Source organism: Pradoshia sp. Z6_59 (assembly GCF_058267515.1).
The window spans coordinates 357,153-381,045 of record NZ_JBZCPP010000001.1 but is presented as its reverse complement, the minus strand read 5'-3'; the positions used below and the strand labels follow the sequence as shown (position 1 = coordinate 381,045).

Genomic DNA, 23,893 nt, shown 5'->3' with positions numbered 1-23,893 from the left:
TTGGTGGAATATTACAATTCATATATTAATCATTTGAAAAAAGACATCTGTAATCACAATGGCATCCAGATTATATACTCTTGGAACTTCTTTAATCTTTGGGCATATATTGTTTTAACTTACTTTATAGATCAAAGGGGAAAAGATATGGCAAACACTATAAAACAATATGGGCATGCTCTTCAATTAGCCGGCGGTAACTTAGTCTATATATCAAATAAAATCTATCCACAGTTTGCTGATAATGGTTTAATCATAAACCCAGAACAATACTATATAGATTTAAAAAATGCAGTAAATGTTGCACAGACTAGCGTACTTTGTTTAGAAAATACAATTCCTCCCTCATTTTTAGTCATTGAACATACTCAACTAGTATCATCCTTCCAAGGGATTCTAAATTGCCTAAACAACGTATTTAACACTGATAGTATGGATCATTTATTTGAATTAAATGAAATAGAACTTGAAAAAGATTTTTCATCATTAAAAAGAATTCAAGAGGATTTAAATCAAACTACATTAAAAGTTATGGAGAAAATCAGGCTACAATCAAGTAGGTGATTAGAGTTGATTAAAAAGGACTCAGAAAATCAATTTATCGAATCTTTGCCTGTTGAATTTGGAGATAAGGTTGATTTATTTGGCCAAATGATTGTCACAATAGGTAACCTTCTTACAGTTCTCGGCATCAGCTTTGAGGCAAGCGAAGTTGAGGAAATTGAAGAAGAAGAGCAATTAGAAAATACGGCAGATTCTTCTCTTCCCCCTGACCAGGCCAATGAATCCAACTTAGGTTTTATCCTTGCATTAATTGGAGCAAGTACTATAACAATTGGTGATTTAGTATCTATTGGCGGTACTTTTCTGGATATAAAACAATCAGAATTAAATGAAAAGAATGAGCAAACATATAGGGAAGAACAAAACAAACAATTTAAAAAAATCGAGAACCAGATTACCCTATTGCAAAATGATGTGAATGCTTTATTTTCGTTAGTTAATTCATTAAAAAATGAAGTTAGTCATATACAAAATTTTTTATATGCTAGATATAATTAAATGTATTTCCACACGTTTCTTTATCTCAATGGGATATATCCTATATCCTCACAATCGAATCAGCTATATACTTATCTTTACAATTTCAGATAGTACCATACAATAAGCTCCACATGTTTTTGAGCATAGTTGTGAGTAAATTGCAATTAATAGTCTGTATGCATATATCCATAAATAATTTTTATGTTTCTCATTAATAAAAACGTCCTATAAATGCCTAGGACGTTCCTATTCATTATGCTTCTGCTGACTTTCGTTTCGTAAGAACGAATATAAAATATAGTTGGCAAAGCGATTAAATCTTTTTTGCTTGATGACCACACCCTATGAATACTTTGTAGTTATTCGTTACTCTATTGCTTCACGTTTAATCACCGATTTAATCGCTTTTTCAATTTCAGCGTAGCCCGTACATCGACATATATTCCTTATATAGAAAAAGGCCAATCCATTCATGAATGGCACCCATTTTGTTAAAAATAAACTCATTTTATAATCTCTAACTTAAAACCTACGGAAAAATTTATAATAATTCCCTTTTAACTAACACTCATGATCAAAGCCAAATAGCTTGAAAGGACAAAGAAGATACTAAGCACTAATGTGATCATTGATGAAGCTTTTTTAATAAACGCATAAAATAGCAAGGCTAAAAATAGAAAAGCAATAGTAATAAGTAAGATACTGATTGAATTTACACTCATCTGAACATCCATTCCTGAATAATACTGACCTTGATAAAAGAGTTCGAATAGAAAAGATAATCCTTCATGTTCCAATGTACCTGCACTTGGCGGTGATTGCTGGCTCATTGCAGCAGTTGCCGAAAAAATCAGTAGTGCTACTATACTTTCGGCTTTCACCCAGGGAACTGGATTAAAGGTTTCGTCCTCCCTTAACCTCCGTCGAATGAGTATGCCATTAACGAAAGCGTAGGCAAGCAGCACCATAATAAGAATATGTTTTATCAATAAAAATTGTCCATAATCAACCATCCAAGAATTTGGATATTGCGATAGATCTATAACAAATGTCATAAGGACTATTCCTGAAGCAGCTGTCCCTAGGACACAACTAATTGCGATTGGGGTAAACCATCGCAAAAACTGCAGCCAATTCTCTTGATTTTTTGAGAACCAACTTATAACAAATAGAATACCAACCCAGACCGTTACAGCAGTAACATGCACAAAATGAGTTAAAAAACCGATGATCTGTTCCGATGTACTTGCATGACTGGACCAAGCAAGGCCCATAATCAAAAGAATGGTTAAAATACATCCAATCCAAGAGTATTTAGAATCTTCTCTTTGGTGAAATTTAGCAATAAACAGGAGTAAAATTAACATCACAATAGTTGTGAAAATCCATGCCTTGCCAATTTCGAACGTTAATAATACCGTTTGTATTCTCCCCTGCCAGTCTACTCTTTGCTGTAAGTTCAAGATTAGAATGAGTACGGGTGAAAAAGAAAATAATCCAACACCAATGGCAGCTAAGATCATATATTTCTTTCCTACAGATATGCTAGGCCGATGATGGTTTGGAACAATGGATAGAATAAAACTGCCCATTAATATGGAAAGACAAAGATATAGGGCAACTTCGCTAAAAATTACAGAGGACATTGTTTATTTTTTTCTCCTTAATGCAATAAAGGTGATTATAATGGTGACTATTAAAACACCGATAATAATAGGAACGAGATTGGATGATATATCATTTTCTGTTTGATCATTAGCAACATTTTCATTAGAATCCTGTTCATTTAAACCATCTTGATTTCCTTCATGATTTTCTACATTTTTACTCACTTGTTCTTGCTCATTGTTGTTAGCTAGTGGAGATTCAGTCTCAGTCATTTTCACCTCGAATGAAAACTCCCCTTCCATTTGATGGCCATCTGCACTAATAATATTCCAATCAACAACATAATTTCCATTTATCAAACTAACAGGAATTGTTCCTGTAATTTCAGTGTCCGTGATCGTAATATTTTCAACTGAAACAGCTTGTTCCTTGGAATCCAATAGTTTAAAAGTACTGCCTTGTTCAATTTCCCCACTAAATGTTAATGTTATTTCACGTAATTCTTCTGAAATAACTTCCCCGTCACTAGGTGTAGAACTCTCTAAATGAGAGTGCGCAAAAGCATCAGGTACAAAAGATACCAGTAACAGTACCGTGACTAGTATAATTTTCTTCAAAACATTTCCCCCTGTTCTTAATTATTCGAAACAAATTCTAATTATTGATAAACTATCCAGTATCCTGAATAATAAGATAATAGTAGCCAGACTTATTTGAAATTATGGATTAAATAATGTAAGTAACCCCTCACTATAATATAGGAAATACAGGAAACAGAGAAGTCATTTACCTTTATTTAGAATTCACACATGAGCAAGGAGATTATAAATGATGAAATATATTTGCCCCGTATGCGGTCATAAAGGGCTTGATGAGCCCGCTTATTATGATTCTAAACAGTTAGAGGTGGGTTCTTATGAAATATGTTCCTGCTGCCGATTCGAATATGGTGTGGATGATGATGTCGAATTGGAAAGCGGAGAGTATTTACCCGTAAGAGATGTACACAAAATCTATCGTTCAGTGTGGCTGAATTTAGAGGCACCTGTCGCCTCACCTGATTACTACCCAACTTACTGCCAAGAGAACGGGAAAGTGAAGCCAGAACATTTAGAGAGGCAATTAAAGAATATAGGTATAAACATGTTTGGAATATCGATACATGAAGGACAAAGTTAACCAGATTGATTTCTCTTAAAACAAAAAAACAGGAAACATTGTTCCTGTTTTTAATTCCAAGCAACTATCAATCCATGTAGCGATATTCTCTCAAACTATTTAATATTGAAATTTCCTGAATTATTTTCTCTCCAATATTGGTTTCTCTAACCTTTTTCCGTTTTAATTCTTTATCTACCAATCTTTTTATTGATAAAACATCTGTCCCGTTCAGTAAGACATCTTCTTTTGAGTTAAAGTGCTTATGGGCAACCAGCTGCATACCGTAGGAATTGTATAGTAATGTATATCCTGCTATACCTGTTGTTGATTGGTATGCTTTGGAGAAACCTCCATCAATTACGATCATTTTCCCATTTGCCTTAACTGGATTTTCTCCCTCTATTTCTTTAACTGGTGTATGGCCATTTATGATATGTCCCGTGTCAGGATCCAAATCAAAATCAGCTAGGATTTTGCGGCAAATTTCTTCATTCTCCCGTAAATGATAGTATGGATTCTTTCTTTCTTTATGTGTTGACTTGTCCTTAATAAAGTACCTCTCAAAAGTTGTCATTTCTCTTTTTCCAAAGAGTGACGAATATTCTCCCGTCCATAAATACCAGACCATATCCGTCGCAAGATCATCCGTCTCTTCTGGATGCGCAAAAGAATAACGTAAATATTGCTCAAAAACATCAAGTAATTCACGACCTGAATAGGTGTTATTATCGACGGTCATCTTCTCCATATTTCCTTCTTCATCTAAAGGAATACACCCATGTATTAATAGGTTTCCGTTATATTTTAAATAAAGGCTTCCTTTCTTCATAAGGAAATTCATATGTCTGGCGAGCTTTTCTGAATTCTGGACTGAAAATAACAACTTTTCCATAACCTGCTGTTCTTCCTCTAATAATTGTTCAGGCTGCTCGGGATTAACCGTGGCAAAGCAAGTATTTTCAAGAGGGTAAGTCTCACCATAAATCGTTATTTCATTTTTATCATAATCAATTTTCTCTAATAAAAGCCTATCGGACATATTAAAGCACGGACGTCTTTTTATTATAGGCATTTCGAGCTTGAATTGAATCATCGCAATGGCTTGATGAATTTTTGTTATTTGTAATTTTTCATGACTAGATAGTTTATTATCTGAATGTACCTTTGGTCTGAAAGCCGGATTGTCATCATAGTATTTCTCAGCCAGAGTTAACAAGGGCCTCAAATTGATTCCATACACGTCTTCAATAATATCGAGATTGTCATACCTTGCACAAATACGAATAATATTAGCAAGACAAACCAATGAACCAGAATAAGCACCTAGCCAAAGTACATCGTGGTTCCCCCACTGAATATCAACCGAATGATAATTGATTAGAGTTTCCATGATTTTATCAGGTTCAGGTCCACGGTCATATATATCGCCAACAACATGAAGATGATCGACAACCAATCTCTGAGTTGTATAGGCAAGACCCGTTATGAGTTTATCAGCTTGGCCTAAGGAGATGATTTGCTCAACAATTTCATTGTAATATTTTTCCTTATTCGCTTGATTCGTTTTGTACAACAACTCTTCGATAATAAATTCAAACTGCCTAGGCAATGCTTTTCTTAATTTGGAACGTGTATATTTGGATGAAGCATGAGAAATAAGCCTCATCATCCGCTCAATAATAACGATATACCATTGATTCAATTCTTCTTTATTATCAAATTGATTTTTAATTAACTTTAATTTCTCTTCAGGATAATAAACTAATGTCGCAAATTCATTAATTTCTTTTTCTAATAAAACATCTTGAAACAAGTCTTTGATTTTTTGTTTTACATTCCCGGAACCGTTTCTCAGCACATGTTGAAAAGCTTGATACTCCCCATGTAAATCACTGACAAAATGTTCTGTCCCCTTCGGAAGATTAAGGATGGCCTCCAAATTAATTATTTCTGTTACTACTTTTTCTTCACAATCATATTTTTGGACAAGTAAGTCTAAGTATTTTGTATTCAAATATATGTATCCCCTTTCGATATTTCTATCAATCTGGATTTAATTAATAAAAGGGAAAGCATTTAATTCGAATGCCTTTGTAAATTCCCCGAATTAGCGCATATAGTAATAATTTAATTATAATTTATTTAAACCAATAGTTGAATATAGATTTAATGAATTTCCTATAGCAAAACCGTCACTTCTTTACAATAATAGTCCTTATAAAAGTAAACATATGTAAGAAAAGCATCAGGCTTATATTCTTTAAGAGAGAGCTTGTTGCTATTTCATGTCTATGATAAAGTATATAATAATTATTTGAAAATTGAAAATTATGGAGGCTGAGTAGATGGTAAACGATCTGTTGCAGGTACTTAATATCTTGAAATCTAAGGAGTGGGTGGATCTCACCCATACATTTGGACCAGATTCCCCTCATTTCTTTATGTTTGATGACGCACAGATTGATACTTTATTTACTCATGATGACGGATTCATGGCGCAGCGTTATTCGTTCGCTGGTCAATATGGAACGCATATTGATCCTCCCATTCATTTTGTGCCAGACACCCGGTATTTAGACGAATTGGAGCTAAAGGAGCTTGTGTTACCCTTGATTGTGATTGACAAATCAAAAGAGGCAGCGGAAAATCCTGATTTCACGCTCACCATCGATGATATATTAGATTTTGAGACTGAACACGGAACGATTGAGGCAAATACATTTGTGGCTTTGCGCACCGACTGGAGCAAGCGCTGGCCTGATAAAGAGGCCTTCTCCAATAAAGATGAGGAAGGCCATAATCATATCCCTGGATGGGGTTATGAAGCCTTGCAATTTTTGTTTGAAGAACGAAAAATCAAAGCTATAGGCCATGAAACTTTTGACACTGATTCTGCTATTGACTTCCGCAAAAATGGAGAACTTAGAGGAGAATATTATGTACTTTCTCAGGATACATATCAAATTGAACTCATGAAAAACCTGGACAAGCTGCCTCCTAAAGGAGCCATCATCTTTAATATTGTACCAAAACCCGAAAAGGCATCAGGGTTCCCCGTGCGTTCGTTCGCTATTTTGCCTTGAAAGGACAAACATAAAAAAGGAGTTGCTATGCACCTCCTTTCTTCTTGAGCAATTTTTAGGAAAAAATCTTATATATAAACTCTATGAAATAATTGAATCGTTCTGCCTTCTCCTTGAAACGTATGATAATTGTGAAGTCGTGCGAATTAAACTCCTTTAGACAAACAACAACTCATAAATCTCATTTAAATGCCTGGATCGTTCTTCGTCCTGTTCTTGGTTTGAATAAGCAATGGCATCTTGTAAAACCCGATTGAGATAATGACTTTCACCCACTGATAAATCTCTGACAAACTGTTCTCCGCTATCGTAATTTCCGTCTGCAATCATATTATAAATATGCTTGCCAACTTTGCTGTCCTCCGTATGTGCTGATAAGATTTCCTGCACGTATCCTAATGACTGGTTCATAAAGTACACTCCTTAATGAATAGTAGTTATCCCTTATTCTTTACAGGAGAGAACAAATCATACCAGCATTTTCCGATTCATCTTTGCATTTATAAAGCAGCCTCACTAAAAAAGTCCAAACCACTTCCTTGATGGTTTAGACTTCTCCCCTATCTATCCACTATTAGTTATTAGATACTCTCTCTTGAATCATTTCTCTCAATTTAGCCTTTAGAAATTTACCAACCGAGGTTTTCGGGATTTCTTCCATAAAAATAATTTCATCAGGTACCCACCAGTTTGCAAACTGTGGCTTAAGAAAGCTTCGAATCTCTTCTTCTGTAACCTTCCCATGAAATTCAGGCTTAAGAACGACACACCCAATCGGTCTTTCCTGCCATTCGGGATGCGGTATGGCTACGACACTGGCTTCAAATATCGCCTCATGAGCCATTAAGGCGTTCTCCAGATCAACAGATGAAATCCATTCTCCGCCGCTCTTAATTAGATCCTTAGTACGATCGACCAGTTTGACTGTCCCTTCTTCATCTACAGTAGCCACATCTCCAGTCAATAGCCATCCATCTTTAAATGCTTCGGCAGTCCGTTCATCACGATAATATTCATCAGCAATCCAATTACCGCGTAACATCAGCTCACCCATATCCATTCCGTTCCAGTTCACTTCACCTTCAGCTCCGACCACTTTCATTTCCAAGCCTGGTACAAGCAAGCCTTGCTTAGCTCTAATATCGAGCAGCTCTTCCTCTGGCAAGTCTAATTGATAGCTTTTCAGACGTGATACGGTTGCCAATGGTGCAGTTTCTGTCATTCCATAAGCATGTAGGAATGGTATCTTATATTTAATTTCATATTGCTTAATCAATCCTTTTGGTGCAGCCGAGCCGCCGCATAAAATAAATTCCAACGAGCTTGTATCATACGTACCTTTTTCAAGCTCCTGCAGGAGACCTAACCAAATTGTCGGCACACCCGCTGTTTTTGTCACACCTTCTGATTGGATAAATTCGGCTAATAATTTCGGGTTGAATCGAGGTCCAGGCAGAACCTGAGTTGTTCCAAACCAGGTAGCTGCAAACGGCAATCCCCAAGCATTCACATGAAACATTGGTACAACAGGCATGACCACATCTCGTTCAGAAACAGCTGTTGTATCGGCGAGGCCGAGTGCAAAGCTATGCAGCACGATTCCCCGGTGAGAATACAGTACTCCTTTTGGATTCCCAGTTGTTGCTGATGTATAGCACATCCCTGCTATTTCATTTTCATCCAAATCATTTATAAATGGAGTTTTCGGGTTACCGACTGCTAGGAGTTCTTCATATGAATATGCCGGTTTAAGACTTGTTGAGGGAATTTCTGGTTGATCCGTCATAATGATATAGGCCTTGACGGTTGTCAATGCTGGAGCGATTTTTTCTATTATGGGTACAACATCTTCATCAATCAATAGTACCTTGTCTTCTGCATGATTAATAATATAGGTAATATGTTCTGCAGATAACCGAATATTTATGGTGTGGACAACAGCTCCAATGCCAGGTACTGCAAAATATGCTTCGAGATGGCGATGGTGATTCCACGCCAGCGTACCGACTTTATCACCTCTTAATACATTCATTTTCTGGAGTACATCCGCCAGCTTTCTTGTCCTTTCACCGATTTCTTTGTACGTTAATCGCTGCACCTTGTCATGAGTCCTTGATACCACTTCTTTCTTCGGAAAAACTTTTTCCGCTCTTTCCAGCAAAGAATGTACAGTTAATGGCACTTGCATCATCATAATTACCCCTTCCTCCTATTAATTGAATATAGTACTCTTAAATCTCACCTGACCGAGAATCCAATGCTAATTCACTTTCCCCCATTAGAGTCCAAGGTTTTTAGCAATGATCGTCTTCATAATTTCATTTGTACCGGCATAAATACTGGCAACCGGGGTATCCCTGAATCGTCTGGCAATCTTATATTCTTCCATATATCCATATCCACCGTGTAGCTGCATGCATTCTACCGAGATGCGTTTAGACATATCTGTTAATTTCCACTTAGCCATTGAGACTTCTGCCACTATATTCTTCCCGGCTATATGATCTGCAATTAATTGATCAAGAAATACTCTTCCCATTTTTATGTCGGATGCGATTTCAGCCAGCTTAAACTTCGTATTTTGAAAATCACTGATTGATTTTCCGAAGGCTTTCCTTGACTTAACATAATCAAGCGTCATCTGAAGCATATCCTCAGCAGCAACCTGAGCTGAAATAGCCACGATTAACCGTTCCTGCTGGAGCTTATCCATCATATACATAAAACCTTGCCCTGCTTCTCCCAATAAATTTTCCTTTGGTACGATACAATCCTCAAATAGGAGCTCAGCTGTATCCTGGCAATGCATACCCACTTTTTCTAGTTTACGTCCTCTTGAGAAGCCTTCCATATCTCTTTCGACAACAAGCAGGCTGATTCCTTTATGCTTGGGTACAGCATGTAAATCCGTTTTACAAGCTACAATGATAAGGTCTGCGTGGATTCCGTTTGTAATGAACGTCTTCTGTCCATTTAAAATATAATGGTCCCCTTTTAATTCTGCGTATGTAGATAAGGAAGCAAGATCAGAGCCTGCACCCGGTTCTGTCATGGCAATAGCTGTGATGATTTCCCCGCTGACACATTTGGGAAGCCATTTCTCCTTCTGTTCTTTCGTACCATAGGCGTTAATATACGGCACAACAATATCATTATGAAGACCAAACCCGATTGTACCGGAACCAAGGCGTTCAAGTTCTTCATTAATGACAACTGATATACCCCAATCCGTTTCCAAGCCGCCATATTGCTCTGGTAAATCAGGGCATAAATATCCCTCTTGACCAAGCTTGGACCAAAATTCTCTTGGAATCAGTTTCTCTTTCTCCCACTGATCATAGTATGGATACGCCTCTTTTTTTAGAAACTTTCTAAAGGATTTTCTAAATATGTCATGCTCTTCATTTAAATAAGGATGCATCTTTTATTTCCTCCTATATGTATGTAAGCGCTTAATCATTTCTTATGCTTTTTATATTAGCGACCAATATGTATAAAGTCACGAACATTTTTATATTTTTCTGAAAATATGTAACAGTCACAGTCAATTGATGAATAGACTGATTATAAGCTAATCATTTTAAACAATAAAAAAAGAGGCCTAAGCCTCTTTTCATACTTTTATTGAACGTAGGCAATAATGCCTTCCTCGTCATCTAATTCAAGTTCAATTGCTGCAGCAAATGGATCCATACTCAGCTCATGCTCAATATAAAAACGCAGTGCTTCAATCATGTTTGCGGTGATTAGAATTTGGGATCTACCATTAACATGTGCTTCTGCGGAGAACCCATATTTATCGTCATACATTAATTCAATTTCTACTTGTTCAGGATTGACTTGCTTTTTAGCTGCGATATAAACACAAAGTGAATTAATAATCTCTTGTTCTGATATTTTTATTGTCTCCACGTTCCGTCAACCTCTTTTCGTGGACGGTTACTGCGTGTAAAGATTTTTTTGATTAAAACAACAACCAGCAAAATCGCAATTACATTTAATAATAAACCAAGTACGGATCCCATGGCACCCATATTAGCCAGCAAACCGCCGAATAATAAACCGGCAATACCGCCAAGCATCATGCTTTTCATAAATCCACCTTTATTAAATGAATTTGTTTTAGTTGCTTTGGCATTGCTGTTTGTTGTTGATTTTTGCTTATTAACCGTTGATTTATTTTGGTTGAAATTAGATTGGTTGTTATTTAAATTGAACGATTTTTTACCTGAACGGTATGATTTTGCACTAACCTCGTGTGAAGTTCCTACAAACGCATGTTCAGCCACCGGTGCAAATACAAAGGTAACCAACATAAAAGCAGTTAACATTTTCTTTAACAAAGTAATTCCTCCTGTAATTCTAGTAGTCAGGCTTAGTTTCCCATATTTGTATTTACGAATCAAGTTTTAAGAAGTTTCATTGTTTTTCATTTTTCTTCAAAATTTATATAGATTTTTATAGAATTTGTAAGTTAATCGTTCATTTTAAATAAAATATGTTAAAATTGTACCCTTTTTACTATTCCTACAATTCAAAACGTTATAATATAAACACTATGAATATATTGAATCAGGAAGGGATCGTCTGTTTATGTATCAATCTATGTTTACGATTGCTATCACCATCACGATTATGACGGTTTTTTTAGTCATCATCCTATCAAAGCGTAACCCTTTCATCGTATTTAAGATATTATGGGATAGCCGACAAAACAAAAAATTATGGATTCATTTTGCATTACTTGGAACTATACTTTTAATTAATAAACTGGAATTGCAAATAGAGAGCAATTTTATTCATATCGGTGACTATTCTCATATTATTCAGCAGTATGAAGGGCAATTTCTGGCTAATTTCCAAAAACTATTGAACAATACCTGGTTAACAGAAATCACAACTTTTTTCTACATCATTATATTTGTCACCTTGATTTCAACATCATTTGTCCTCTATTTCATCCAACAAAACAAGCAATTATTCTATACATTTATTTATGCCGTTGGGCTGAATTATCTTATTGCCATACCCTTTTATCTTTTTTTACCTGTTAATGAGGTATGGTACGTCCATTCTCAGGTACACTTTTTAATCCCGGAAGTTTATCCGGACTTTGAGACTCAATATCGGAATGTATCTGGATTGAATAACTGTTTTCCAAGCCTGCATAATTCGATTTCACTGACTTTATTATTCTTAAGCTATAGGTCGAACAATAAGCCTTTTAAATGGTTTATGACTGGCAGTGTGGGAATTATCATGTTCTCTACTATTTATCTTGGCATACACTGGCTGACAGATATGGCTGCAGGAGTACTTCTTGCTATTACAGCCTTTACGATGGCCAATTTGATCTCTGTATTGATAAGTAAGTCTGCGGGGATGGAAGGGAAATTAACACCCAACCTGCTTTTCATCAAAAATAAAACCGTATCTTCAAAGATTAAATCTGAAAAGCAAGCGAACTAATGTTGAATCACCAACATAAAATGACTTCAAAGTCTTTTTCAAAGAGACACTTATGATTTCCGCTTCTTTTTCAGGGAAAGAAAATTAAACGAAAGTAACGTATCCATATATAAACGGCATCGTTTGTTGACGATGCCTTTTAAAATTATTATTGGTTTTCATGTAAAGTTATAAAGAGATTCATTAGAAACACCACTTGCCCTGTTAAATAAATCAAGAAAAATTTAAAGCGAATACACAATATTTATTTCAATAAATCTCCTCATCAATCTTTATCTTTTAAAAATAGCGGGTATTCTTTTAAACTCTATACGAAATTAAATTCCCTTCACTTTTCCACCATCGACTAGTAATACTTGTCCGGTTACATACGTATTAAGCATTGACAACAGAAATACTGCATAATTAGCAAATTCCTCTGGTTCTCCGTATCGGCCAAGCGGAATTTGCTTTTGTGCATTTTCTTTTACCTCATCTATCGATATCCCTTGACGCTCGGCAGTTTTTTCATCCAAATAGGTTATCCTGTCTGTGGATATAACACCAGGTGCAATCGTATTTATTAAGATATGGTCCTGAGCAAATTCAGATGCTAATGTCTTCGTTAAACCGGTAATGCCAAGGCGGAATGTATTTGATAACAACAATCCCTGAATCGGTTCCTTAACAGAAATAGAAGCCATATTAAGAATCCTTCCACCCTGATCTTTCATATAAGGATACACTTCTCGAATCATTCGGACATAGCTTAATAAATTTAATTCAAACGAATTTTGCCAGTCTTCATCAGTTAAATCCATAAATGTCCCTGCCGGAGGTCCACCTGCATTATTGAGTAGAATATCAATTGTTCCAAACTCTTGCACCGTTTTCCTTACCAAGTCCTTAATTTGTTCAGGCTTTGTAATGTCAACTTCACAATAGACAACCTTGCTGTTTTTGTTTAAAGGGATTAGTTCATTTGCCACTTTTTCTAACTTGTTTGCATATCTGCCAGTTATCATCACATTTGCGCCCTCTTCCACTAACTTTTGCGCAATTGCTTTTCCCAATCCTTGACTAGATGCAACCACTAACGCGTTTTTTCCAGCTAATTTAAGATCCAAAATTTTACCCTCCATTCTAATTCGGATATCTAATTTTCACATTTAGACCAATTGTTTGTCAAAATACACTATGAATGGGCATGGAAGGGTATAATATCTTAATTCATCCTGATACTAAGGATGACGTTAAGCAGGAGGCAATGGTACTAATATGAGAAATACTTGGGAATGTATTGTTATAGGTGGAGGTATTGCCGGTACTCAGGCGGCTATACAGATGGGCAGAAACCAAATTAAATGTTTAGTTATTGATTCAAAGGAAGCAGGACGGTCTAATTTATGTAAGGATTATCGGAATATTATCGGATGGCCTGAAGGCGTCAGTGGTGAGGAATTAAGAAAAAAAGGACAGCAGCAAGCATCTGAAACAGGAGTTACATTCATCAAATCTGATGTGAAGCAAATATCTAAAAGAGATGAGGAATTTTTGGTAACGACTGATAACGAAACTTATCAAACCAAGACTATTTTACTGGCTACAGGCGTTACCGATCGGATACCTGATATCCCCAATATAAGAGAGTGCCTGGGCAGCACCATTTATATATGCACAGATTGTGATGGCTACGAAGCGATGGATAAAAAAATTATTGTGATGGGTGCTGGTGATCCAGGTGCCAATCTTGCAGTATCTTTATTAAATTGGACGGATGATATAACCTATATCAATCATGAGAAAACACCTGTCTCAGCGGACATTCTATCTAAACTTAACCAACATCATATTACGTACTTAGAAGAGGAAATAGAATCTGTGTCAAAAGAATCAGAGGACTTTTTTACAGGCGTCCATTTAAAAAATGGTGAATCCCTGCAAGCTGATCGAGCTTTTATTGGCTTTGGCGGCAATAAAGTTCATACAGAATTGGCCAGTCAAATTGATGTTCATATAGAGAATAACAGACATATTAAAGTGGATGCACGAACAAAAGAAACCAATGTTAAAAATGTATGGGCAGCGGGAGATATTGTATCGCACTCCGAACAGGCCACGATTGCCATGGGGGATGCGACACAGGCGGCCATTTGGATCAATAAGCGATTAATGGAATACAAACGAAAAGGTTTGTTGTAGACCAGTATATTGGTTATTTTAGAAAGAGAGAGCGGATACTAAATCCCGCTCTCTCTTTGTTTTGTTTATTTAAAGATAATGGTTGCCAAAGTTTTCAGTACTTTGCAGGATTCTCGAATAGTTGCATTACGTATATTTGGTTGTATGGTAAAATTAGGTTATCTATTTTAAAAGGAGGGCACAAATGATCAAGGGCCTCATCGAAAACAAAAAAACATTATTTGAATTCAGTTTTAATATAGTATCTTTAATCCTACTTATAATCATTTTTGTATACATAATGATTAGATGGTCAGATATACCCAATAGTATTCCTATGACATTCGATTCGAACGGTCATGTGTCACATTGGGGGGAGAAAAAAAGCATTTTAGCTCTTCCGCTCATCGGATTATTAATTTGGTTTGTATTCAGTTTCATTGAAAAGGATCCGCATAATATTAACCTACCTTTGTATCGAAGTGACGATAAAACGAAAGAGTTAAAATACAATAGAATTCTCGTAAATGCAATAAAAAATGGCATAGTAATTTGTTTTGTCATAGCTAACTGGAGAATTATCTTCTCAATCTTGTAATAAACAGAAACATAAAAAGAGGACCTAATTCTAAAGGTCCTCCTAATCCATTAAAAGCATCACTCTCTTAAAACATAGCCTTATTTAAAAATATATCTCGTATGCGCTTGATATACATCATCTTTTTTTAGTGTAACCGGAGGGAATTCAGGTTGGTTAATAGCATCCGGGAATCCCTGTGTTTCCAAACATATAGCCATATGATGATGCGGACGGACACCTCTGATTTCATAATCCCCTTCTGATTGATTACACGTATAAATAACTACGGCTGGTTGGTCCGTTTCCACTACTAACTTACGTCCACTCTCAGGATCATATAATTCTATTTCTTTATTAAAATTGGTATCCAAAACGAACGGATGGTCAAAGCCATTGCCTGCTAACTCATTTTGTTTGTAGCCGCTATCGACACCTTGAGAAATCGGCTTGCTATTCGTAAAATCAAATGGTGTTCCCTCGACAGGAATTAATCGACCAGTCGGAATAGAATCTTCCTTAAGCTCAATATATCGACTGCTATCGAGCTGTAATTCGTGATTTTTGATTGTTTTGCTCAAGTCCCCACTTAAATTGAAATATGTATGGTTCGTTAAATTGATGATCGTATCCTCATCGGTGGTAGCTTTATAGCGAATATCAAGCTGATTGTTTTCATTTACTAAATAAGTCGTTGTAACCTCTACCTTGCCAGGAAATCCTTCTTCTCCTGCTTTACTTGTATAGCTGAATTCAACCCCAACAGTATCCTTTTCTTCTACTACTTTATAATCCCAAAGAACATGGCTAAATCCCTTAATCCCTCCATGTAGGTGGTTATCCCCCTCGTTTTTAGTAATCTGGTAGGACTTCCCGTTAAGAGTGAACTGACCATTTGCGATTCGTCCTGCAATTCTGCCGACAACCGCTCCAAAATAAGGTGAATGATCCTCGTAATCTTCCATACAATCAAACCCCAAGACGACATTCTCCATATTTCCCTCACGGTCAGGAGCCATAATATCTGTAATCACACAACCATAATTTATAAAACGAACGGTAAATCCTGATTTATTAGTAATTGAAAATTGTACAACTTCCTGATTCTCAATTTCACCAAATACCTTCTGTTCAATTTGCATGTACGTTCTCTCCTTATCATATAGAGGTCTGACCTAATTATATAATTTGTATGTATGCCTTCACAACAAACGTGATTGAAACACTATGAATATTCGAATACTTAAGAAGTTATAAACTGTGCAAATAAACAGGCATTAGAAAATATATAATATCTAATACCTGTTCCTTTTTATTGATTAGCTATTAATCATTTTATCTCTTGTTTAACCCGCATTAATAAGGTCCGCGAATATAATCATGCACTTCATTCATATAAAATGTTTTCAGCCTGTCTAACTCTTCTTTTGAAAAGGATTTAGTTTGAATGGCCTTTAAATTTTGGTCAACCTGTTGCGCATTTTTAAAACCAGGAATTGCACATGTAATTTCTTCATGGTCCAGAATCCATCGTAAAGCTGAATTAGCCATGTTATCTCTTCCATCCGCAATCCAGGAAAGCTGATTGCTCAATTCAACTCCTTTTGAAAACTCAAGTCCTGCAAACGTTTCACCAACATTAAATGCTTCTCCATTCGCATTAAAACGGCGGTGATCATTTTCTTCAAATTTTGTTTGGGTGCTGAATTTTCCTGTTAGCAAACCACTGGCCAGTGGTACGCGGGCTAATATACCAACACCCTGTTTTTTAGCTGCCGGAAATAGTTCTTCAAGCGGTTTTTGCCGAAATACATTGAAAATAACCTGTAATGCTCTCACACCTGGAATGGTAAGACAGAATAAGCCTTCTTCAACGGTTTCTACGCTCACGCCATAGTGGCGAATTTTCCCTTCCTGCTGAAGTTTATCCAATACTGTAAATACATCCGTATTCTGTAAAATATGTAATGGCGGACAATGAATTTGATACAAATCAATTCTTTCACGGCCAAGTCTCTTTAAACTTGCCTCACAATATGCACGTATAGATTCTTCTGAATACGTATTTGGATCATGGATATCACCGGCCCGGCAAAATTTCGAAGCTATATGGATCGTATCCTCTTTTCCCTTCGTTGCCTCCCTTAAGAGCTCTTCACTTCTGCCACTCCCATATACATCCGCTGTATCAAAAAAGTTAACGCCATTCTCCATAGCGCGGTTTAAACCTAGAAGAGCATCCTGAGTATCTGACTCTCCCCAATCACCGCCTATGCCCCATGTACCAAAACTAATTTCACTGAAAGATAAATCGGTATTTCCAAGTTTACGATATTTCATTTATAGGTTACTCCTTTAAATTAAATTAGATTATGAGGATTTATTCTTGTTATAAACATCAAAGCCTACAGCTAATAGCAATACTAAACCTTTAATTGTTTGTTGATAATCTACACCTAAACCAATTAATGACATCCCATTGTTTAACACACCCATTACTAAGCCACCCACTACAGCACCTATAACGGTACCTATACCACCATATGCAGAAGCTCCGCCAATAAAGACCGCAGCGATTGCGTCCAGCTCAAAAGAGTTACCCGCTTTAGGAGTTGCTGCATTCAACCGAGCTGCAAATAATAATCCTGATAAGGCAGATAATACACCCATGTTTACAAATACCCAGAAGGTTAGCCATTTTGTTTTAATACCTGATAATTTTGCAGCTTTTTCATTACCGCCAAGCGCATATAAATGTCGACCTGGAACCGTTTTATTTGTAAAGAATGAGTAAGCAACAATTAGTACAACTAAAATCACCAAAATATTTGGAATACCTTCATATGAAGCTAGGAAATAAGCAAATATATTCATTACTGCTACGATAAATACCAGTTTTAAAGCAAATAGCCACATTGGAAGTACTTCAAAATTGTAAGACTGTTGTTTTTTACGCTTTCTTAATTCACTCCATAAAAGTACGAGAGAGATTAAAACTCCGACAATCATAGTCAGTAAATCTAATTCTCCTGTTTTATTCAGCCCTGGTATAAACCCTGTGCTCATTTGGCGGAAGGACTCAGGAAACGGAGCAATGGATTGCCCATTGAGCACAAGCATAGTAAGTCCACGGAAAATCAGCATCCCTGCGAGTGTAACGATAAACGCTGGGATCTTAAGGAATGCAACCCAAAATCCGTGCCAAGCTCCTATTAAAGCTCCTATAATAAGACAAAGTAAGACAGATAACCAAACCGGCATGTTCATTTCAATCATAAATATCGCTGACATAGCGCCAACAAAGGCTACAATCGAACCTACGGAAAGATCGATATGCCCCAATATAATGACCAACAGCATCCCAATTGCTAAAACAAGAATATAACTATTTTGAAGAATAAGATTTGTAATATTAAGAGGTTTTAGTAATATGCCATCCGTTAATACTTGAAATAGCACCATGATAAAGATCAGAGCCAATACCATTCCATACTGTCTTATATTATTTTTCAATAAACTAGTCAGTGTTTTCACAGCTGTTCCACCCCTGTTCTGGTCATATATTTCATAATTTTTTCTTGTGAAGCTTCAAGCCGGTCAAATTCTGCCGTAAATGTGCCCTCACGCATGACATAAATTCTGTCACATATCCCTAATATCTCAGGCAGTTCTGATGAAATAACCAATACTCCCATTCCTTTGTCGGCCAATTCATTAATAATAGAATAAATTTCATACTTTGCCCCAACGTCAATACCACGTGTTGGTTCATCCAAAATCAAGATTTCCGGTTCCGCAAAAATCCACTTGCTTAACACGACTTTTTGTTGATTTCCTCCACTTAGATTCATTGCTTTTTGTAAGATACTTGGGCTCTTTATATTCATTTTTTTACGATATTGCTCTGCTTCAATAATTTCCTGATTATCATTTACTACTAGTTTTTGGGATATTTTACCGAGATTCGCCAATGTGATATTCGTTTTAATATCTTCTTCCAATACAAGTCCATATGATTTACGGTCTTCTGTTACGTAAGCAATACCATTATCGATTGCTTGTGTAATATTTTTCAGCTTCAGTTCTTTTCCCTTTTTAATTATTTGGCCTGAGATTTTTTTACCATAAGCCTTTCCAAACAAACTCATCGCCAGCTCGGTTCTCCCAGCTCCCATTAATCCGGCTATGCCAATAATTTCACCGCTTTTTATTTGGAAACTTACATCATCAACCACGTTACGATCGGAATTGTTTTCATCCTGAACCGTCCAGTTTTTCACTTCTAATATGGTTTCTCCGATATTTGGTGTGTGTTCAGGATACCGATTCGTTAAGTCACGTCCTACCATCCCCTTAATGATTCGGTCCTCCGTAACACCTTTTTTCATATCAAGAGTTTCGATAGTTTTACCATCACGAAGGATGGTTATCGAATCGGCCACCTTTGCAATCTCATTTAATTTATGAGAGATTATTATGGAGGTCATTCCTTGTTTCTTAAATTCAAGCATTAAATTTAAGAGATTTTCACTATCATTCTCATTTAAAGCTGCAGTTGGTTCATCTAATATAAGTAATTTCACTTTCTTGGATAATGCCTTTGCTATTTCAACTAATTGTTGCTTTCCTACACCCAGTTGATTAACCGGTGTATTCGGTGATTCATTTAACCCAACAATTTTCAGTAAGTCTAATGTTTTTACAATCGTTTCATTAAAATTTATGATTCCATGTTTTGTTTGTTCATTGCCTATAAATATATTTTCAGAGATGGATAGGTAAGGGATTAAAGCCAATTCTTGATGGATAATTACAATTCCCAGATTTTCACTTTGCTTAATATTTTTAAATTCACACACTTCTCCATTAAATAAGATATCTCCAGAATAAGTGCCATGTGGGTATACTCCACTCAATACTTTCATTAAAGTAGATTTACCAGCTCCATTTTCTCCGCAAAGGGCGTGGATTTCACCTTCTTTAATCTTTAAATTCACATGGTCAAGAGCTTTTACCCCAGGGAATGTCTTCGTGATATTTTTCATTTCTAATAAAATTGATGACACGCCATTCACCTCAACTGTATAAATTAAGATGCTGTTTAATCGTTTACATTACAATCAAACAGCATCCGCCATCCATTCTGTTAATTGCTTAGCTCTTCTTCTGTGTAATATCCGCTATCGACTAAAATTTCTTTATAATTTTCCTTATCTACTATTACTGGTTCTAAAAGATAAGATGGTACAACCTTGCTTCCATTGTCATATGTTTCAGTGTCATTTACTTCTGCTTCCTTGCCTTTTAGAACTGCATCTGTCATTTCAACTGCTTTTTTAGCCAATGCTCTTGTATCTTTAAAGATGGAAGAGGTTTGTTCACCGGCAATGATAGATTTAACTGATGCTAAATCAGCATCCTGTCCGGTAATAATCGGTAATGGTTTGCTATCTGATCCATAACCAACCCCTTTTAAAGAAGAAATAATACCAATTGCTAATGCATCATTTGGTGATAAAACTGCATCTACACGATCAGATGAATATTGTGAACTTAGCAAGTTGTCCATACGAGTTTGCGCTGTTGCGCCATCCCAACGTAAAGTAGCGATTTGCTTCATATCTGTTTGTTTGCTCTTAACAACCAATTTTCCGGAATCTATATATGGTTTTAAGACAGACATTGCACCATCATAGAAAAAGTACGCGTTGTTATCGTCTGGAGATCCGCCAAACAATTCAATATTAAATGGTCCTTTTCCGTCCTTAAGACCCAGTTTTTCTTCAATATAAGAGCCTTGTAAAACACCAACTTTGTAGTTATCAAATGTGGCATAATAACTCACATTATCTGTCCCTTTAATTAAGCGGTCATAGGATATAACCTTAATATCCTGGTCAGCTGCTTTTTGAAGAACTTCTGTCAATGATTCCCCATCAATAGAGGCGACTACTAAAATATCTACTCCTTTAGTAATCATATTTTCAATTTGGGAAATTTGATTTTCAATGACATCTTCGCCATATTGAAGATCTGTTTTGTAGCCTAGCTTTTCAAACTCTTCGACCATATTTTCTCCATCAAATACCCAGCGCTCTGATGACTTTGTCGGCATAGCGATTCCAACAAACCCTTTTTCATCACCGCTGGATTTTTCATCGCTGCCACATGCTGCTAAGGTAAATACCAGTGCAAACATCATCATTGCAGTAACAAACTTTCTCATGTTTTGAACCTCTCCCTTTTGATAAAAATAAAGGTTTCTAATTCATTCTAGCCCCATAAAGTTTGGAATATAGAAACCTTTCAAAATACCAAGACCTATCACTTCTGTTATTTGCTTAATTCTTCTTCTGTGTAATATCCGCTATCTACTAAAATTTCTTTGTAATTCTCTTTATCAACTGTAACCGGTTCCAATAGATAAGAAGGTACAACCTTATTTCCGTTGTCATATGTTTCAGTATCATTTACTTCTGCTTCCTTACCTTTTAGGACTGCATCAGCCATCACCACTGCTTTTTTAGCTAATGCTCTCGTATCTTTAAAGATGGTTGAGGTTTGCTCACCGGCAATAATTGATTTTACTGATGCCAACTCAGCATCCTGTCCAGTGATTATTGGCAATGGCTTACTTTCAGTTCCATAACCAACCCCTTTAAGAGAAGAAATAATACCAATACTGATTCCATCAAACGGAGATAAAACGGCATCTACACGATCAGTTGAATATTGTGAACTCAGCAAGTTGTCCATACGAGATTGTGCAGTTGCCCCGTCCCAACGTAAAGTAGCGATTTGCTTCATATCAGTTTGTTTGCTTTTAACAACCAATTTTCCTGAGTCTATGTATGGTTTTAAGACAGACATTGCACCATCATAGAAAAAGTATGCGTTGTTATCGTCTGGAGACCCACCAAACAACTCAATGTTGAATGGCCCTTTGCCATCCTTAAGACCAAGCTTGTCTTCAATATAGGAGGCTTGTAAAACACCAACCTTGAAGTTATCAAATGTTGCATAATAACTTACATTATCTGTACCCTTGATTAATCGGTCATAAGAAATTACTTTTATATCTTGATCAGCTGCTTTTTGAAGAACTTCTGTTAAAGACTCCCCATCAATAGAGGCAATTACTAAAATGTCTACTTCTTTAGTAATCATATTTTCAATTTGGGCAATTTGATTTTCAATAACATCTTCGCCATATTGAAGGTCTGTTTTGTAGCCTAACTTTTCAAATTCCTTGACCATATTTTCGCCATCAAATACCCAACGCTCTGATGACTTTGTTGGCATGGCAATTCCAACATACCCTTTTTCATCACCGCTGGATTTTTCATCACCGCCACATGCTGCTAAGGTAAATACCAGTACAAACATCATCATTGCAGTAACAAACTTTCTCATGTTATCAACCACTCCCTTTTGATAAAATAAGGCTCTTATTCAAGATAATTACGTAATATTATGAATATAGAAACCTTTCTAAATAGTGCATGCGCTTACATTAATATCATACTACTTGTTAGTACAAGTACGCTACATAAATTATGCTTCTTTTCATATTTTTTACAATCATTTTGTGAACAAAATAAAAAACCCATTTTGGTGGGTTTTTTAAAGGATATTCCTATATTTTTTTCGTTGAATTTCGTAATATTAACTCTGGTTTATAACGGATTGAAGGATCTCCATCTACTTTATTTTCAATCAGCTGAAGAATTGTTTCTGCAGCCTGTCTTCCCATTTCAAATTGGGGATGTCTGATGGTCGTTAATTTTACTTCAGATGCAGTCGCTAAATTTGAGTCATCAAACCCTACAATCGATAAATCATTAGGTACACTCATTTCAAAATCCCTAATAACATCAAGAGCAGACAAAGCTATTTCATCGTTATAACAAAAGAGCCCTGTAGGTCTTTGTTCAGAATTTAGCAGACCCCTGAATTCTTCATTCAATACTCTATCTTTTTCAATTGTTGTACAGGGTAAAATCATATTGGGTAAGATGGGGATGCTATGCTCCCTATGTGCTTTGATAAATCCCTGCATCCTCTTAACACCTTGCTGGTCATCGGTTTTAAAGATACCTGCAATGCGTCTATGTCCCAATCTAATCAAATGTTCTGTTGCCATATAAGCGCCTAATTCATCATCTACCGTTAATCTATACGGGTGTAGCTCTGGATAATAAGCGTTAATCATTAAATACGGTATTTTTTCACTTTCTAAATTTAAATAGTATTTCAGGTTCGGATTATAATAATTACTTTTAGTCGGTTCTACAATTAACCCTGCAATTCCCCTGTTTAAAATATTCTCTAAACATAACTTTTCTTTATTTAAATCATTATTCGTACTATAAAGGAGCAAATTATATCCTTTACTGCTTAGATAGGATTCAACTCCATTAATGATGGAGGGGAAGATGTAATTGGATATATAGGTAGTCAAAAGAGCAATTGTTTTTTCAGATGGTTGATTTAAGTCCCGGTCAGCACAAAAGGTTCCTGAACCTTGCTCTGTATACAACCAGCCTTCATTTACAAGATCATTAATTGCTTTACGCACTGTATGTCTGCTAACTCCAAATTGCTGCGTTAAACTATATTCAGAACTTATGCGCTGATTAGGTATATAATCGCCTTCTTCGATGAGCTTCTTAATCTCCATCTTTACTTGTTCGTATTTTTTCATTATATGAATCACCCCTCTATGAACAAACGCGAATCATGAATAGTTTACCATAACTTGTAAGTACATGTTAGAGGTGTGAGCCATCCA

At 36.1% G+C, this 23,893-nt stretch carries 24 protein-coding genes; 7 read left to right on the top strand and 17 right to left on the bottom strand.

The window, feature by feature from the left end; all coding sequences use genetic code 11:
- The first annotated feature begins 147 nt into the window (after positions 1–147).
- Both AC4D4B_RS01890 and AC4D4B_RS01885 read left to right on the top strand, forming a co-directional pair.
- Entirely contained in the window at positions 148–564 is a 417-nt protein-coding gene (locus AC4D4B_RS01890) for a hypothetical protein (RefSeq protein ID WP_066103550.1), read from the top strand.
- A 6-nt stretch (positions 565–570) separates the two neighbouring features.
- Positions 571–1,062, top strand: a complete 492-nt coding sequence (locus tag AC4D4B_RS01885) for a hypothetical protein (protein WP_140461513.1) — start codon at positions 571–573, stop codon at positions 1,060–1,062.
- A 348-nt stretch (positions 1,063–1,410) separates the two neighbouring features.
- Here AC4D4B_RS01885 and AC4D4B_RS01880 read toward each other — a convergent pair whose 3' ends face one another.
- Genes AC4D4B_RS01880 through AC4D4B_RS01870 form a run of 3 tightly spaced genes read right to left on the bottom strand, consistent with a single transcriptional unit; the run spans position 1,411 to position 3,269 of the window.
- On the bottom strand, positions 1,411–1,551 hold the full coding sequence (locus AC4D4B_RS01880; protein ID WP_192796798.1) for a hypothetical protein: 141 nt from the start codon (positions 1,549–1,551) through the stop codon (positions 1,411–1,413).
- A 50-nt stretch (positions 1,552–1,601) separates the two neighbouring features.
- Positions 1,602–2,690, bottom strand: a complete 1,089-nt coding sequence (locus AC4D4B_RS01875; RefSeq protein ID WP_490999028.1) for a copper resistance D family protein — start codon at positions 2,688–2,690, stop codon at positions 1,602–1,604.
- 3 nt (positions 2,691–2,693) lie between these two features.
- Complete coding sequence (locus AC4D4B_RS01870; RefSeq protein ID WP_490999027.1) at positions 2,694–3,269, bottom strand: copper resistance CopC family protein; 576 nt, start codon at positions 3,267–3,269, stop codon at positions 2,694–2,696.
- A 211-nt stretch (positions 3,270–3,480) separates the two neighbouring features.
- Between AC4D4B_RS01870 and AC4D4B_RS01865 the strand changes: the two genes are divergently transcribed.
- Complete coding sequence (locus AC4D4B_RS01865) at positions 3,481–3,831, top strand: hypothetical protein (RefSeq protein ID WP_490999026.1); 351 nt, start codon at positions 3,481–3,483, stop codon at positions 3,829–3,831.
- Positions 3,832–3,898: 67 nt separating this feature from the next.
- Here AC4D4B_RS01865 and fbp read toward each other — a convergent pair whose 3' ends face one another.
- The gene (gene fbp / locus AC4D4B_RS01860; RefSeq protein ID WP_490999025.1) at positions 3,899–5,827 is read right to left on the bottom strand and encodes a fructose-1,6-bisphosphatase; all 1,929 of its coding nucleotides are present in this window, start codon (positions 5,825–5,827) and stop codon (positions 3,899–3,901) included.
- A 331-nt stretch (positions 5,828–6,158) separates the two neighbouring features.
- Here fbp and AC4D4B_RS01855 point away from each other — a divergent pair, with 331 nt between their 5' ends.
- Positions 6,159–6,896, top strand: coding sequence for a cyclase family protein (locus AC4D4B_RS01855; RefSeq protein ID WP_490999024.1), 738 nt, complete (start codon positions 6,159–6,161; stop codon positions 6,894–6,896).
- Between the two features lie 156 nt (positions 6,897–7,052).
- On the opposite strand, the gene AC4D4B_RS01850 is transcribed toward AC4D4B_RS01855, so the two are convergent.
- From AC4D4B_RS01850 to AC4D4B_RS01830, 5 genes are all read right to left on the bottom strand, one after another.
- A complete protein-coding gene (locus tag AC4D4B_RS01850; RefSeq protein WP_490994336.1) occupies positions 7,053–7,307 on the bottom strand; it encodes a sigma-G-dependent sporulation-specific acid-soluble spore protein CsgA in 255 nt (84 codons plus the stop codon).
- 163 nt (positions 7,308–7,470) lie between these two features.
- Positions 7,471–9,090 carry a long-chain fatty acid--CoA ligase gene (locus tag AC4D4B_RS01845; protein WP_490999023.1) on the bottom strand — a complete coding sequence of 540 codons (1,620 nt, stop codon included), beginning with the start codon at positions 9,088–9,090 and terminating at the stop codon, positions 7,471–7,473.
- Between the two features lie 84 nt (positions 9,091–9,174).
- The gene (locus AC4D4B_RS01840) at positions 9,175–10,317 is read right to left on the bottom strand and encodes an acyl-CoA dehydrogenase family protein (RefSeq protein ID WP_490999022.1); all 1,143 of its coding nucleotides are present in this window, start codon (positions 10,315–10,317) and stop codon (positions 9,175–9,177) included.
- 200 nt (positions 10,318–10,517) lie between these two features.
- Positions 10,518–10,808, bottom strand: a complete 291-nt coding sequence (locus AC4D4B_RS01835) for a YxcD family protein (protein WP_490994333.1) — start codon at positions 10,806–10,808, stop codon at positions 10,518–10,520.
- Positions 10,796–11,239, bottom strand: coding sequence for a hypothetical protein (locus AC4D4B_RS01830; protein WP_490999021.1), 444 nt, complete (start codon positions 11,237–11,239; stop codon positions 10,796–10,798). The genes AC4D4B_RS01835 and AC4D4B_RS01830 overlap by 13 nt, the downstream gene beginning before the upstream one ends.
- A gap of 262 nt (positions 11,240–11,501) precedes the next feature.
- Here AC4D4B_RS01830 and AC4D4B_RS01825 point away from each other — a divergent pair, with 262 nt between their 5' ends.
- Positions 11,502–12,365, top strand: coding sequence for a phosphatase PAP2 family protein (locus AC4D4B_RS01825; protein WP_490999020.1), 864 nt, complete (start codon positions 11,502–11,504; stop codon positions 12,363–12,365).
- A gap of 317 nt (positions 12,366–12,682) precedes the next feature.
- Here the strand turns inward: AC4D4B_RS01825 and AC4D4B_RS01820 are convergent, their stop codons facing one another.
- Entirely contained in the window at positions 12,683–13,471 is a 789-nt protein-coding gene (locus AC4D4B_RS01820; protein ID WP_490999019.1) for an SDR family oxidoreductase, read from the bottom strand.
- A gap of 151 nt (positions 13,472–13,622) precedes the next feature.
- Between AC4D4B_RS01820 and AC4D4B_RS01815 the strand changes: the two genes are divergently transcribed.
- Together AC4D4B_RS01815 and AC4D4B_RS01810 are read left to right on the top strand one after the other, a co-directional pair.
- A complete protein-coding gene (locus AC4D4B_RS01815) occupies positions 13,623–14,546 on the top strand; it encodes an NAD(P)/FAD-dependent oxidoreductase (protein WP_490999018.1) in 924 nt (307 codons plus the stop codon).
- A gap of 184 nt (positions 14,547–14,730) precedes the next feature.
- Positions 14,731–15,123 carry a DUF1648 domain-containing protein gene (locus AC4D4B_RS01810; RefSeq protein ID WP_490994328.1) on the top strand — a complete coding sequence of 131 codons (393 nt, stop codon included), beginning with the start codon at positions 14,731–14,733 and terminating at the stop codon, positions 15,121–15,123.
- An 80-nt stretch (positions 15,124–15,203) separates the two neighbouring features.
- Here AC4D4B_RS01810 and AC4D4B_RS01805 read toward each other — a convergent pair whose 3' ends face one another.
- The 7 genes from AC4D4B_RS01805 to AC4D4B_RS01775 form a co-directional block, all read right to left on the bottom strand.
- The gene (locus AC4D4B_RS01805; protein ID WP_490999017.1) at positions 15,204–16,244 is read right to left on the bottom strand and encodes an aldose epimerase family protein; all 1,041 of its coding nucleotides are present in this window, start codon (positions 16,242–16,244) and stop codon (positions 15,204–15,206) included.
- Positions 16,245–16,458: 214 nt separating this feature from the next.
- Entirely contained in the window at positions 16,459–17,442 is a 984-nt protein-coding gene (locus AC4D4B_RS01800) for an aldo/keto reductase (RefSeq protein ID WP_490999016.1), read from the bottom strand.
- Positions 17,443–17,472: 30 nt separating this feature from the next.
- Positions 17,473–18,636: a multiple monosaccharide ABC transporter permease gene (gene mmsB, locus AC4D4B_RS01795; protein ID WP_490994325.1), complete on the bottom strand. Its 1,164-nt coding sequence runs from the start codon at positions 18,634–18,636 to the stop codon at positions 17,473–17,475.
- Entirely contained in the window at positions 18,633–20,168 is a 1,536-nt protein-coding gene (gene mmsA, locus AC4D4B_RS01790) for a multiple monosaccharide ABC transporter ATP-binding protein (RefSeq protein WP_490999015.1), read from the bottom strand. The genes mmsB and mmsA overlap by 4 nt, the downstream gene beginning before the upstream one ends.
- An 80-nt stretch (positions 20,169–20,248) precedes the next feature.
- Complete coding sequence (chvE, locus tag AC4D4B_RS01785; protein ID WP_490994748.1) at positions 20,249–21,307, bottom strand: multiple monosaccharide ABC transporter substrate-binding protein; 1,059 nt, start codon at positions 21,305–21,307, stop codon at positions 20,249–20,251.
- Positions 21,308–21,435: 128 nt separating this feature from the next.
- Complete coding sequence (gene chvE / locus AC4D4B_RS01780; RefSeq protein WP_490999014.1) at positions 21,436–22,515, bottom strand: multiple monosaccharide ABC transporter substrate-binding protein; 1,080 nt, start codon at positions 22,513–22,515, stop codon at positions 21,436–21,438.
- 223 nt (positions 22,516–22,738) lie between these two features.
- Positions 22,739–23,806 (bottom strand): GntR family transcriptional regulator, encoded by a 1,068-nt coding sequence (locus tag AC4D4B_RS01775; RefSeq protein ID WP_490994322.1) that lies wholly within the window; start codon positions 23,804–23,806, stop codon positions 22,739–22,741.
- Positions 23,807–23,893: the final 87 nt, after the last annotated feature.